The sequence below is a fragment of the Streptomyces silvisoli genome, from assembly GCF_029269905.1.
In the GTDB taxonomy this organism is placed as follows: domain Bacteria; phylum Actinomycetota; class Actinomycetes; order Streptomycetales; family Streptomycetaceae; genus Streptantibioticus_A; species Streptantibioticus_A silvisoli_A.
The window spans coordinates 34,021-46,355 of record NZ_JARJBC010000024.1 but is presented as its reverse complement, the minus strand read 5'-3'; the positions used below and the strand labels follow the sequence as shown (position 1 = coordinate 46,355).

Below are 12,335 nucleotides of genomic sequence, written 5' to 3'. Positions count from 1 at the left end.
TCAGTCCTTCAGGTGGACGGAGCACGACAGGGTGCCCTTGGCGTCGGGCTTCTTCTGCTCGTCCTTGAGCTTGCCGTCGACGTAGATACGGCAGACGGTGCCGGGTTGCGCGCTCGTGACGGCCAGATTGTTGAAGCCGAAGCCGACGTTCTGAGCCTTGTTCCAGGGCAGCTTCCCAGCGAACGTCGTCCTCGGGCTGTTGTCACCGGAGAAGCTGTAGCCGACGTCGGCGCTGCCGGGGCCCGTCACCTCCATCTTCACGTCCCAGCTGTGGCCGAACACACCGCAGCCGGTGAGTGACACGGCCGCCGCAGCCAGGGAACCGGCCGTCAGCAGGGACGCGGCATACGTACGGAAGGTGGGGAATTTCACGGCAACTCCAGGTGATGGGAAGGTCTTTCGCCTTGCACACGCATCATTCTGCGGAGCGGCCGACGGGTCGCGATGCCGTCGAAAGACCGTATTCGCTTCGGCGGCATCGGCCGAAAGTACGTATCGGCCCCCACTCCTGCGAGGGTCGGCGAACCGCCGCCTAAACTTCTCACCGTGCCCCGCTCTCTCCCGCTTCCCTCCACTGAGGCGGTCGCCGTGCTGTGCCTGTGCGCGCTGCTCGTACTGCTCGACGCGTCTGTGGTGAGCTTCAGCTACGTCGGCCTGGCGGTCGTCACGAGCGGGGTCATGGCTCTGGGCGCCGCCGCCGCGCAGCTGCGGCTGTACCGGTTCGGCCGGCAATGGACGGCCTGCGCCCTGTCCGTCGTCGTGGCGACCGTCTCGCTGCTGGCCACGTCCCTGGTAGAGGGCACCGTGCTACAACGCACCCCCGGGTGGGCCGAACTCCTTGGACTCCTGGTGTTGTTGTGCCTCGCCTGCCGGTACGGGCGGCCTGCGCCGCTCGTGTTGTCGGCGGTCCCGCTCTTCGTGGCAGTGGTACGGATCGAGGGCCGCGCTCCAGCACTGTCGGATCTGCCGGTACTCAAAGACATCGACGGCCTGTTCACCCTGCTGCCGGTGGCTTTCGTGCTGCTGGGTGGCTACCTGCGAACCGAGGACGGCAGACGCGGGATCGCCGCGGAGAACGTACGCCAGGCAGAACGTCTGGACCTCGCCCGTGACTTGCACGATCACGTGGCCCACTACGTCACAGCGATGGTCGTGCAGGCCCAGGCCGGTGAACACATCGCGGAACGTGATCCGGCCACGGCACGCGAGCTGTTCGCCAACATCGAGGAGACCGGCCAGGAAGGACTGGTGGCGATGAGCCGCATGGTCCGACTTCTGCGTGAAGCGGACGGAGCCGTGGCGGAGGCACCCGTCACGCCCGCCATGACGAGGATCGAGGAGCTCGTCCACCAGTTCACCGGCATCGGACAGCACGCCTGGCTGGACGTGGCCGACGACGTGGACGGTGCCGTCTGGTCGCCGCAACTCGCCAAGTCGGTGGAACGACTGGTCCAGGAGGGCCTGACCAACATCCGCAAGCACGCCCGCACCGCGACCACCGTGCATGTCAAGCTGGGAACCGACGGAGACCGACTGGTCGTCCGCGTACGTGACAACGCGATCGGCCAGCAACGCGGCCGGGGGTGGTTTCGCCACAGCGGCTTCGGCATGATCGGCCTGTCGGAGCGGGTGGCCGAGCTGGGTGGTGAGCTCAGCAGCGGCCCTATGCCCGAGGGCGGCTGGGAGTTGGCTGCGTCGATACCCATGAAGTGAGGGAGCGGGAACCCGTAGTGAGCGTCTCCGTGGTGATCGCCGACGACCAGGAGATGGTGCGGATGGGCTTCCGCCTCATCCTGGAGGGGCAAGACGACATCTCCGTGGTCGGAGAGGCATCCGATGGTGCCGAGGCGGTCGAGGCAGTTCACCGACTGCGGCCGGACGTCTGCCTGATGGACATCCGCATGCCGAAACTGGACGGCCTGGAGGCAACCAGGCGCCTGCGCCGGGCACAGGGAACCGTGGCGGACGCTACGAAGATCGTCATCGTGACGACGTTCGACATGGACGAGTACGTCTACGGCGCGCTCCGCGCCGGTGCCAGCGGCTTCGTGGTCAAGAACTCCGGCCCCCGGCTGCTGATCGAAGCGGTGCATGCCGCTGTCAACGGTGACTCCCTCATCTCGCCGTCCGTCACCGTCCGGCTCCTGGAACACCTGACCAGACCGTCACGCGCCGAGACCGGGGCCGCCGCCGCACGACGGCTCACTCCCCAGGAACTGAAGGTCGTGAGCCTGGTCGCCCGCGGGCACACGAACAACGAGATCGCCGAACGGCTGACTCTCTCGCTCAGCACCATCAAGAGCCACCTCAGCCGGGTCCAGGACAAACTACCGGCCCGCAACCGCGTGGAGATCGCAGCCTGGGCCTGGGAACACGGCGTCGTCGGCTGAAACCACCGCGGCCCTCAGCTGTTGCGGGTGTCGGAAAGTGCATCCGTTCTGGTCAGGCAGCTCTGCCTACTGAATTGGCGTCAGCCACCCACCAAGCCCGGCCGACCACCGTTGCCCGACGAACTCGCCGCACTCATCCAGCGCCTCCCCACAGGGAATCCAAGCTGGGGCTACGTCAGAATCCAAAACGAACTGCGACGGCTCGGCCACGGCCACCGCGTGGCCACCGCCACCATCCGACGCGCACTGTCATCGGGCCCCGTTCGGTTGGGCCTCGATGGCCCCCGTTCCGAACGGCAGTGGCAGCGCGCTGGTTTCAGACGCGTGCGAGCGTGGCTGTAGATAAGTGCGCACGCTCAGATAGTTGCTCGTCAAAGCGCTGAAAAAGCGTCCAGGCTGGGCTATGCGGTGGGGTTGGCGCCGACGTACCGAGCGCCGCCGAAGCCCAGGACCGGGACGCCGATCCACGGGAGCAGCCACAGGCCGACACCGAACATCGTGCCCTTGTCGAACGACCTGGCGATGTCGAGCGATACGACGAGGTGCACGATGACGTTTACTCCCGGGACGAGGTACAAGGCCAGCCACCAACCCGGCCGTCCTGCCACCTTGAGCCACAGGTACAAATTGTAGATCGGTATGATCGCGCCCCAGCCGGGCCGACTGGCCTTCGCCAACGCCCTCCACAACGCCGCGATCTCCAATACCGCCACGACGAGAGCGACGATAAGCACCACAATGTGGACAGGTTCGAAGCCGGACTTAGTCATCTCAGGAGCTTCCCACGTGAGCTCTCGAAGCGCTGAACGTGTGGCTCTTTCGTGATCACGCTGAGACCTGGTCTCTCCATCCTTCCGGTCCCTTCATCACAACTCCAGTGACCTGCGGAAAGAGGTTGTGGCACAGCAAATTTGGTGCAGTTGCTCCCCGCTTGATCGGACCGTCGCGGGATCATCCCCAACACTGCGCTGAACCACCGCGCCGAAGCTGATCGCCCACGCCAACCAGCAGTCAAGGGCCCGGCGGTCCGCACGCTTCCGGCTACCGGCGCGCCCTCGCAGCCCACCAAGCCGCCGGGCTCGCAGGACGGATGGGCCCGGACATCGCGGAAGCGGTGGAGCGGCAGGGCAGGGCAATGCCCCAGTTCAGCCGCAGCGCGTTCCTCGCCGGGCCAGACCCGCAGTTCGGGGCACTCGGAGCCAGCTCGGCGAGCCAGCACGGCCTCCGCCAGTTCCTGCCGCCCCCGCGGCTCGCACGCCGACGCAATTCCTTGACGAACCCCATAGGAGCCCCGCACCCGGCCAACCGCTCGGGCGATCAACCGGACACGCTGGCGGGGGAGCCCTTGCGTTGGCGCAGCAGTGCGCTTCAGTTGACGGGGCCTCATATGAACAGTCCGACTGCGACGCCGGAATCGAGCCGGGCGCCTCAACTGGACGGCGACGGCCTGATGGTGTGAGGCGGCTATGCGAAGGGGCCTTCGGTGATGAAGCGGCGGAGGTGGCGGGCGAAGGTCTGGGCGTCCCCGGGGGGCCAGGAGTTGAGGCTCGCGGCGATGTGGGTGGCCAGGCGCTCGCGTAGTTCGGCCACGGTGCGTTCTCCCTTGTCGGTGAGGACCAGCAGGGATGCGCGACGGTCGGTGGGGTCCGGTTCGCGGCGGATGAGTCCGGCGGCCTCCAGGCGGGATGCGCGGCGGGTGACGCCGGAGCGGTCGAGTCCGGCGTCCGGGCCCAGCTCGGCGGCACTGCGGGGGCCGGTCCTGGCCAGTGCGCTGAGGACCGGGTAGGTCAGCTCGTCCACTGCCTCCCCCATGCCCTCGGTCAGGTTCTTGTGCAGCTGGGCGCGGGTGGTGCGTTTGAGCAGGATGCCCAGCGCGTCGGCGATCTCGTGTCCTACCTCGTTCTCCATAACCCCACAGTAGCGTGCGCTGCGCACGCATTCGGTGCTACAGTCGAAGAAGCGTGCGCAGCGCACGCACTTTCATTCAAGTGTTCACCGTGAAGGGAAATCCCCATGAACCCCACTGGCGTCGCCGCCGCCATGACCGACCTGATCTTCAACACCGACATCACCGTCGAAGAAGCCGCCGACCGCCACTTCACCCCCGGCTACCGGCAGCGCACGGACGGGCAGTGGGCCGACCGCGCCGGCTTCATCGAGCACATCACCCACCTGCGCACGCTCGTCGCCGAAGGCTCTGTCGAGGTCCACGACGAGCTCTATGACGGCACCAAGTACGCCGACCGCCACACGGTCAACATCACGAAGAAGGACGGCTCGACCGTGCTCACGGAGGTCTACGTGTTCGCCGACCTGGCATCCGACGGCCGCTTCAGCCGCATAGAGGAGACCACGCTGATGCTCCAGGGCTCCGAAGTGGACCGCAACATCGGCAGCGCCCGCTGAGCTCGCCGCTCACCGTTCGGTGGCGAACGCCGCTTGGGTCTGGCACGTTTGGCGGCCGGGTCCTCGGCGTGGCCGCTTAACGTCGCGGTCCTGAGGAACCGTCAGGCGGACGAGGTTCCGGGACAAGGCAGGCACGGGCTTCCAGGATCACGGAGTTCTCGACGCTCTTTGATCCGAGTGGGAGGCCGTGCCTGCCGACGCATCATCGCCGACCCCGCCTGTCTTTGAGTAACTCCGCCAGCATCCAGCAGGCCGCGCCTGAGGGTCCGGGGCCTGCTGGATTCACTGGGCGAGGTGGCCAGTCATACACCCAACAAAGTGGTATCCCACTTGGGGCCGTTGATATCTCAGATATGGTGCGTGATATCTTAGTGTTCGATCAACGTGTCATGATGGGACTTCTTCCCTGCGTTGACCGAGCAAGGAGTTGGGCTATGACGATCTTCGAACCGATCACGGGTCGCTATGTCACGGTCAATGGCGCGCGCACCTATTTCGACGAGGCCGGGGAAGGCGACCCGATCGTGTTGATTCACCCGGGGGCCACGGACTCTCGGGTCTACAGGCATCTGCTGCCGCTGCTTGCCGAGCGCGGATATCGTGCGATCGCGCCCGATCTTCCCGGGCACTGCCGTTCCTACCCCGCGCAGTGGAAGCCCGGGACGTCCATACATGACCATGCCGAGTTCGTGGACGCATTCGTGAAGACGGTTCTGACCGGAGAGTCGCCCTTCGTGCTCGGCGCCTCTGTGGGGGGCTTGACGGCACTGGATCTCGCCGCTCACCACGGTGAGTGCTATCGAGGTGTCATCTCGATGCAGGCAGCGTCGTGGACACCGCTGTCGGCCGAGGCCGCTGCGTTGCTGGCAGGTCAGACGGTCGCGCCCGATGCCGGCTGGACCGATCACCTCGAGCATGCGGCGGTGGCCTCGGCGAGCAAGAAACTGACTTCTGAGCAGGAAATCGAGCTGAGGTGGCTGCAGCGCAGTACCTCCCAGCAGGCGGGGAAGTTCGATGGCCAGGCGTGGGCCTCCCACGACCTGCGTGGTCGGCTCGGCGATGTGCGGTGCCCGGTCCTGATCGTGCAGGGCACCGACGACTTCCTCGTACAGGATGAGCTGGTCGATGACACGGTCGCAGAGATGGGCTCGGTGGCACAGCTGCTGAGGGTGCCTGACATCGGGCACTACCCGCCGTTCGAGAACCCGGAGTGGGCTGCGCAGGTCGTGGACGATTTCGTGAAGGCAGTGACGGTCACGGCGGGCTGATCATTTGTCCTGGACCGTTGCCCGGGAACCATATCGACCGCACAGCCTTCGCCGACTCTGGCATCAAGACCGCCTGCGGGGACGCAACCGTCATCGCCGACGGCGGCTACCAGGGCACCGGACTGCTCGTCCCGCACCGCCGCCGAGCCGGGCAGGAACGGCTGCCGGAGCGGAAGGAGGAGCACAACGCCTCCCGCTGCCGGGTGCGGGCCCGCAGCAGCGTCGCCCACATGCACAACCTCGCCTTCACCGGCTGATCTGGGCCAGGAGCTCAGCAACTCCCCTACGGCAGCGGCGCAGTTACAGAGTTACGAGAAGATCTTTAGGGGCGGACAGCCCTCCGTTGTGCCACCCCGTAAGCGAACAGCGGCTGCACCAATCCCCAGGTACAAATCTGAGATCCAAGAGAAATAAGGTAAGATCACAGGCGGCTGTAGGATGGCGGTGTGAAGTATTTGCCGGCCATCCTCAGCACGAGCCACTCCGGCCTGAACGCCACCGAACGCGCGTACCTTGCGATCAAGCGGCGGATCATCGAACTAGAGCTGGAACCGGGTGCCCACGTCACCAAGACGGACCTGACGCACCTGGCAGGGGTCGGCGCGATGCCGGTGAGGGAAGCCCTGACCCAACTGCAGCGCGATGGACTGGTCCAGGCGCTGCCCCGCTCGGGTTACCGCATTCTGCCTGTGACCTTGAAGGGGGCGCGGGAGCTCTGCGCCTTCCGGCAGCTTCTGGAAACCGAAGCCGCCGGCCTGGCGGCGAAGCTCGGCTGCCCTGATGACGATCTTGCCCGGATGGAAGAACTCCTCAAAACCACTTACGAGTTGGGGAATGCGGAGAGCGTCAACGCCTTCCTTCGCGCCAACTTCGAGTTCGACACGATCATCGCCAACAGGTGCGGGAATGACATGCTGGCGCAGTCGATCACTCGAGTCTTCGACGAGCTCGAACGCATCTTGCGGATCACCTTGAAGTCGCTCGCCTTCTCGGCGTCGGCTGCGCGTGAGCGGCAGGCGATTTTGGATGCCATCCGCGAGCGCGATCCCGCTGCGGCCCGGCGGGCCATGGAGGCCCGGACGCGGGCCTCACAGGTCCAGATCATCGACGCGCTCATTTCCAGCTCGTCGATCGCCGAGGCCAGCATCCGGGTCTCCTGAAACTGGCGAAGAGCGGATTCTTGCCCAGGAGGGTTGACGTCGGGGTACGCCGATGGCCCGCGCCTGGGACCACTTCATCAGCGAGTTCCGCGAGAACCTCCTACCGCCCCGCCGCCTGCGCAGTCAGCCCCGCGTTCTCAAACGGAAAATGTCCAAGTTCAAGGCGAAGGCCAGTCACCACCGCCACTGGCCCCAGCCCACACGACCACATCACGAAGCCATCGCCGTCCAGCCCCCGTAACTCAACGGCTACGGCATTGGGCCTAGCGAGCGGGTCCGGGCGTGTGGGCTCACCGAGCGCGCTCAGCGGCACAGGGTGCGCAGGGCGGTGAGGCAGCCGGCCGCCCGGCGCTGCGGGTCGGTGTCGGTGCTGGCCCAGGCGATCCGGGCGTCGGGCCGGATCAGGACTGCGGTGACGTCCCGCCAGATAGGGTCCGCCACTTCGGCGTTGACCGTGGCTGCCCGCTGTTCTAGGTCACTCGCGGGGCACGGCGTCCGCGTCCCGCCGAGGTCCAGCAGCAATGGCCGGCCGTGGTGCATCAAGGGGTGGGCGGTGGGTGCCTGTGCCGTGTCCAGGGCGAGGCCGGTCAGGCGGGTGCCGTTCAGCGGATGCGCGCCGGGTGCGGTGTCGGCGGGTAGCGGGTCGCCGAAGCCGGCGATCCGGCGGGCCCACTGGCGGTTGGTCTCCGGTTCGGCCAGCGCGGCGGACCACACCTCGCGCAGCGCGATCTGCTCCGGGCTCGCCGCGGCGAACAGGGCGAGCTGCGCGCGGGTGTTGTCGATGACGGCGCGGGCGGCCGGCCGACGCTCCGTGTCGTAGCTGTCGAGCAGTCCGTCCGGCGCCCGGCCCTGGAGGGTTGAGGCGAGCTTCCAGCCCAGGTTGGTGGCGTCCTGGATACCGAGGTTCATGCCCTGGCCACCGGCCGGGAAGAACATGTGCGCCGCGTCCCCGGCCAGCAGCACCCGTCCGGCGCGGTACCGTGCGGCCTGGCGGGTGGCATTGCCGTAGCGCGACAGCCACCGGGGGTTGCGGATACCCAGGTCCCGTCCCAGTAGTGCGCGGGTCTGCTGGCGTACCTCTTCCAGGGTCAGCGGTTCGCCGGTGCCGTGGTGCATGGTGGCCGTGGAAAGGCCTGCCAGCCGGTGGACGCCGTCGCCGATCGGGGCCGCCAGGAACGAACCGGCCGGCCCAGTGGCGGCGAGCGGCGCGGTGGGCGGGTCATCGAGTTCGACGTCGGCGAGCCACCCGGTCAGCGTGGTGTCCTGACCGGGAAAGTCGATGCCGGCCGCCTGGCGCACCGTGCTGCGAGTGCCGTCGCAGCCCACTACCCAGCGCGCTCCCACGGTCCGGTGGGTACCGCTGGCCCGGATCACCACCTCGACGGCGTCCGGCCCCTGGGTGAGCGAGACGACTTCCTCCCCGCGCAGCACCCGGGCGCCCACGGAAACCGCGTGCTCCTCCAGGAGCTGTTCGGTGACGGACTGACCGAGCGCCAGCATGTACGGGTGCACCGTTCCGACTGTGGAGAAGTCCAGCCGGGTGGTCGCCGCGCCGAAGTGGCCGGTCGGCACGGGGGTGCCCCGTTCGATGAACCGCTCCGCGAGTCCTCGGGTGGCGAAGGTGTCCAGCGTGCCGGCCTGCATGCCGACCGCCCGCGAGCGTCCGTCCGGTGCCGCGCGGCGTTCCACTACGGCCACCTCCACCCCATGTAGGCGCAGCTCCGCGGCCAGCCAGAGCCCCACCGGGCCGGCCCCGGCGATGAGCACGTCGAACATGACAACCACTCCCTCTCACTCTTGTCCGTTGGACAAGAGTGAGCATGTCCTAGAATTGTCCATTGGACAACAGGGGTTGGACGACAGAGTGCGGAAGCGACCGGGGAGGTGCGTCGGATGGGTACGACACAGGACGAGATCGTCGCCGCCACGCTGGCAGTCCTCGACGAGCACGGGCTGGACGGCGTGACCATGCGCGCCGTCGCGGCCCGGCTCGGCGTGCGGCACAACACCGTCCGCTGGCACGCCTCCAGCAAGGGCCGCCTGCTCGAACTGGCCTCCGACGAACTCCTCGCGCACTGTCTCGAGGAGCCGCTGCCCGAGGCGTTCCCCGACCGGCTCAAGGAACTGAGCCGCCGCTGCCGCACGGCACTGCTCTCCCACCGCGACGCCGCCAGGATGGTCGCGGGCGTCTTCGCAGCCGAGCCCCGCACGCTTCGCTACGCCGACACCGTGATCGCTACCTTGCTGGCGGCGGGCCACTCGCCGCGCACGGCCGCGTGGACCCACTGGTCGATCTTCTACCTGACCCTGGGCCTCACCCAGGAACAGCAAGCCGCCCAAGAGACCGCACCGGCCCTCCTCCCGGACCAAGTCCCGGCCAGCACCTATCCAGCCCTGACCGCGGCCCTGCCCTACGTCGGCCCCGACAACTTCGACCAACGCTTCGAATTCGCCCTTGACCTGATCATCGCCGGCCTTCCCCGAACCGAGAGACCAGCCAGCCAAAGCCGTTGAAGGGTGTCAAAGCTCCGATTTAGCCGCTGAACCGGGGCTTTCCTGCGGGCCGCGAGGCGGTCTGATCGAGGTTGTGGCGTGGTACTCGTTGAGCAGTCCGCCGGGTACTCGATGGCGCCGGACTGCGGCGGTGGGCAAGGCGATGACGTTCGGATCGTCGGGGGCTCGTAGTTGAGGCTGCGGTGGGCGCGGGCGGTGTTGTAGTGCTCGGCGTAGTCGCTGAGCACAGTGGGAAGGTGTCGTTCGCCGCTGGTGCGCCGTACACCGGCGTGATGCCGCGCAACTGTTCCGCCTGACGCTGGAGAAGGCCCCGGCGTGATCGGTGCTGCACGGCATCGCCGAGGAGGGCCTGCCGATCCGTACCGTCGCCGAGGTGATCGGCCGTCACCTCGACCTGCCGGTGGTCTCCGTCTCTCCCGAGAACGCGGACCGGCAATTCGGTTGGCTCGGGGCCTTCCTCGCGGCCGACGTCCCGACGTCGTGCGCGCTCACCCGCGAACTGATGGGCTGGCAGCCGACCCGGCCCGGGCTCGTCGACGACCTCGAAGAGGGCCACTACTTCCGGACGGCCCCGTCCGCTCGGCATTTGCCGACAGCGAGTCCCGGTCGACCAGGGGCGTCGGCCCACGAAGGGGTATCCACCTAGTGTCCTGCGCCGGGAATCCGTTCAAGATATGCGGCGAGTCGTTCGAGGATCTCGTCAAGCGGTCTTGGCCCAGGCGAAGGGCCGTGGGTTGGCGTTCCGGGTTCGGATCCAACTACGGATGTCTCTTTCGAGCGCCTGGAGGGATTTGTAGACCCCGCGCCGAGGTTGCTTGTCCGTCAGCAGTGCGAACCATCGCTTCACTTGGTTCAACCACGATGAGTAGGTGGGGGTGAAGTGCAGGTGGAAGCGGGGATGGGCATCCAGCCACTTGCGCACGGTGTCCGTGTTGTGGGTCGCAGATGAGGTGGATGTCCAGGTCTGCAGGCACGTGCTTGTCGAGCTTGGTCAGGAACTTCTTGAACTCCGTCGCGCGGTGGCGGCGGTGGATCGAGCCGATGACTTCGCCGGTGGCCACGTCCAGTGCGGCGAACAGGGTGGTCACGCCGTTGCGGAAGTAGTCATGGGTACGGCGTTCGGGCATGCCCGGCATTATCGGCAGCACCGGTGCGGAGCGGTCCAGCGCCTGGATCTGACTTTTCTCGTCGGCACACAACACCAGGGCACGCTCCGGCGGGTCCAGATACAGGCCGACCACGTCGCGGACCTTGTCGATGAACTGTGGGTCGTTGCTGAGCTTGAAGGTGTCCACCTGATGGGGTTTGAGGCCGAATGCCTTCCAGATCCGGCCGATCGTGGACTTCCAAAGACCGCTCTGGGCGGCCATCGAGGTTCTCGACCAGTGGGTGGCGTCCTTCGGGGTCCGCTCCAGCGTGGCGACGACCACCTCCTCGATCTGCTCATCGGTGATCTTCCGTGGAGCACCGGGCCGGGGCTCGTCCATCAGCCCGTCCATCCGGCGTTCAAGGAAGCGTCCACGCCACTTGCCCACCGTCTGCGGCCAGATCTCCAACTCCTCGGCGATTGCCCGGTTGGTCCTGCCGTCTGCGCAGCCGAGCACGATGCGGCAGCGTTGCGCCAGCGCCTGCGAGGACTTCGCCCGCCGCGACTACCGCATCAGCGTCGTCCGCTCATCGTCCGTCAACGTCAACTCCGCCATCGGCCGGCCCATACGCGCCATGGGAGCAAAGTTGTGATGCAACCTGGTCGCCCGTGCGGACGGGAAGGTCGTCGGAACGCTGACGTTGGTACTGTTCCCCGTTCCGTCCGGCCTCCGGGGCCGTGTGGAGGAGCCACCAGCGGCGAGCACTGAAGCGCTGTGGTGATGCTGTTTGTCGTTCGGTTTGGCGTCGATGGCCGGGCGACCGAACGGCAGCGGAGGACTCAGGCAGCATCAGGAGTGGGCACCGGCAGCTTGGAGTAGTCGACATCGCCGGTCTTCTCCAGAGCCTGGATATGCATCTTGATGAAGCCATCAGCGAGGTCTGCGAAGGACCGGACCAGCGAGTTCTGCGAGTCCGCCCGGACCTTGGAGATCAGGATCAGTGCCTCACCGTGCGCCTGGCGCAACGTGTTCACGTAGTCGTCATCGAAAGCGGTGCCGTTCTCGCCCCGCATCCGATCGATCCCGACCTGCATGTCAGGGCTCGGTTTGTCCGGCAACCGCAGGCCGAGCTTCCCGGCCACGTCGAGGTCTCTCTGCTCAAGCTCAACGTGCTGCTTGCTGATCATCTGGGCAGCCTGCTTGACGCCCTCGTTGGACGACTTCTTCAGGGCCATCTGGGACGTGGTGATCTCCCGCAGACTGGTCTCCCGCACGAGTGCGAGCAGCTTCTGGTCCGCCGCGCTGAGCGGACCGAACGAGGTCGACCTCAGGCTCAGATCAGTGCCCGACACCCCCTTGTTGGTCGTCGGCGCGGCGGCCCGGGCACCGGCCCGCGAGGACGGACCAGCACCGCACGCCGCCACAAGCCACACGACAGCGAATCCACAGGCGACACTCAGCGCAATCCGAACCGCTCGTAACTCCACACCGATCCCTCTTTCCCGAGAA

General features: G+C 66.9%; 11 protein-coding genes and 3 pseudogenes. 8 read left to right on the top strand and 6 right to left on the bottom strand.

Translation table 11 applies throughout. From position 1 onward, the window contains the following. Positions 1-372 carry an MmpS family transport accessory protein gene (locus tag P3G67_RS29420; protein WP_276096195.1) on the bottom strand — a complete coding sequence of 124 codons (372 nt, stop codon included), beginning with the start codon at positions 370-372 and terminating at the stop codon, positions 1-3. Between the two features lie 174 nt (positions 373-546). Between P3G67_RS29420 and P3G67_RS29415 the strand changes: the two genes are divergently transcribed. Both P3G67_RS29415 and P3G67_RS29410 read left to right on the top strand, forming a co-directional pair. Further along, complete coding sequence (locus P3G67_RS29415; protein ID WP_276096194.1) at positions 547-1,713, top strand: sensor histidine kinase; 1,167 nt, start codon at positions 547-549, stop codon at positions 1,711-1,713. 17 nt (positions 1,714-1,730) lie between these two features. Continuing rightward, positions 1,731-2,390 (top strand): response regulator transcription factor, encoded by a 660-nt coding sequence (locus tag P3G67_RS29410; protein ID WP_276096193.1) that lies wholly within the window; start codon positions 1,731-1,733, stop codon positions 2,388-2,390. Between the two features lie 401 nt (positions 2,391-2,791). Here P3G67_RS29410 and P3G67_RS29405 read toward each other — a convergent pair whose 3' ends face one another. After that, complete coding sequence (locus P3G67_RS29405; RefSeq protein WP_276096192.1) at positions 2,792-3,160, bottom strand: DUF5684 domain-containing protein; 369 nt, start codon at positions 3,158-3,160, stop codon at positions 2,792-2,794. A 694-nt stretch (positions 3,161-3,854) separates the two neighbouring features. Continuing rightward, the gene (locus tag P3G67_RS29400) at positions 3,855-4,298 is read right to left on the bottom strand and encodes a MarR family winged helix-turn-helix transcriptional regulator (protein WP_276096191.1); all 444 of its coding nucleotides are present in this window, start codon (positions 4,296-4,298) and stop codon (positions 3,855-3,857) included. A 105-nt stretch (positions 4,299-4,403) separates the two neighbouring features. On the opposite strand from P3G67_RS29400, the gene P3G67_RS29395 reads away from it, so the two are divergent. The 4 genes and pseudogenes from P3G67_RS29395 (at position 4,404) to P3G67_RS29380 (ending at position 7,224) form a co-directional block, all read left to right on the top strand. Next, positions 4,404-4,796: a nuclear transport factor 2 family protein gene (locus P3G67_RS29395; protein WP_276096190.1), complete on the top strand. Its 393-nt coding sequence runs from the start codon at positions 4,404-4,406 to the stop codon at positions 4,794-4,796. A gap of 434 nt (positions 4,797-5,230) precedes the next feature. Next, positions 5,231-6,064 (top strand): alpha/beta fold hydrolase, encoded by an 834-nt coding sequence (locus P3G67_RS29390; RefSeq protein WP_276096189.1) that lies wholly within the window; start codon positions 5,231-5,233, stop codon positions 6,062-6,064. Positions 6,065-6,075: 11 nt separating this feature from the next. Further along, positions 6,076-6,279 (top strand): annotated as a pseudogene (locus P3G67_RS36185) (IS5/IS1182 family transposase); the annotation flags it as partial. A 231-nt stretch (positions 6,280-6,510) separates the two neighbouring features. Then, positions 6,511-7,224, top strand: a complete 714-nt coding sequence (locus P3G67_RS29380) for a GntR family transcriptional regulator (RefSeq protein ID WP_276096188.1) — start codon at positions 6,511-6,513, stop codon at positions 7,222-7,224. A 303-nt stretch (positions 7,225-7,527) separates the two neighbouring features. On the opposite strand, the gene P3G67_RS29375 is transcribed toward P3G67_RS29380, so the two are convergent. Further along, complete coding sequence (locus tag P3G67_RS29375; protein WP_276096187.1) at positions 7,528-9,000, bottom strand: FAD-dependent monooxygenase; 1,473 nt, start codon at positions 8,998-9,000, stop codon at positions 7,528-7,530. 117 nt (positions 9,001-9,117) lie between these two features. Between P3G67_RS29375 and P3G67_RS29370 the strand changes: the two genes are divergently transcribed. Together P3G67_RS29370 and P3G67_RS29365 are read left to right on the top strand one after the other, a co-directional pair. Beyond that, positions 9,118-9,738, top strand: coding sequence for a TetR/AcrR family transcriptional regulator C-terminal domain-containing protein (locus P3G67_RS29370; protein ID WP_276096186.1), 621 nt, complete (start codon positions 9,118-9,120; stop codon positions 9,736-9,738). A gap of 247 nt (positions 9,739-9,985) precedes the next feature. Continuing rightward, a pseudogene (locus P3G67_RS29365) lies at positions 9,986-10,384 on the top strand (hypothetical protein); the annotation flags it as partial. On the opposite strand, the pseudogene P3G67_RS29360 reads toward P3G67_RS29365, so the two are convergent. Both P3G67_RS29360 and P3G67_RS29350 read right to left on the bottom strand, forming a co-directional pair. Then, positions 10,381-11,453, bottom strand: a pseudogene (locus P3G67_RS29360) (IS630 family transposase). The pseudogenes P3G67_RS29365 and P3G67_RS29360 sit on opposite strands and share 4 nt — an antisense overlap. Positions 11,454-11,665: 212 nt before the next feature. After that, positions 11,666-12,259 (bottom strand): DUF4142 domain-containing protein, encoded by a 594-nt coding sequence (locus P3G67_RS29350; protein WP_276096185.1) that lies wholly within the window; start codon positions 12,257-12,259, stop codon positions 11,666-11,668. Positions 12,260-12,335 lie beyond the last annotated feature (76 nt).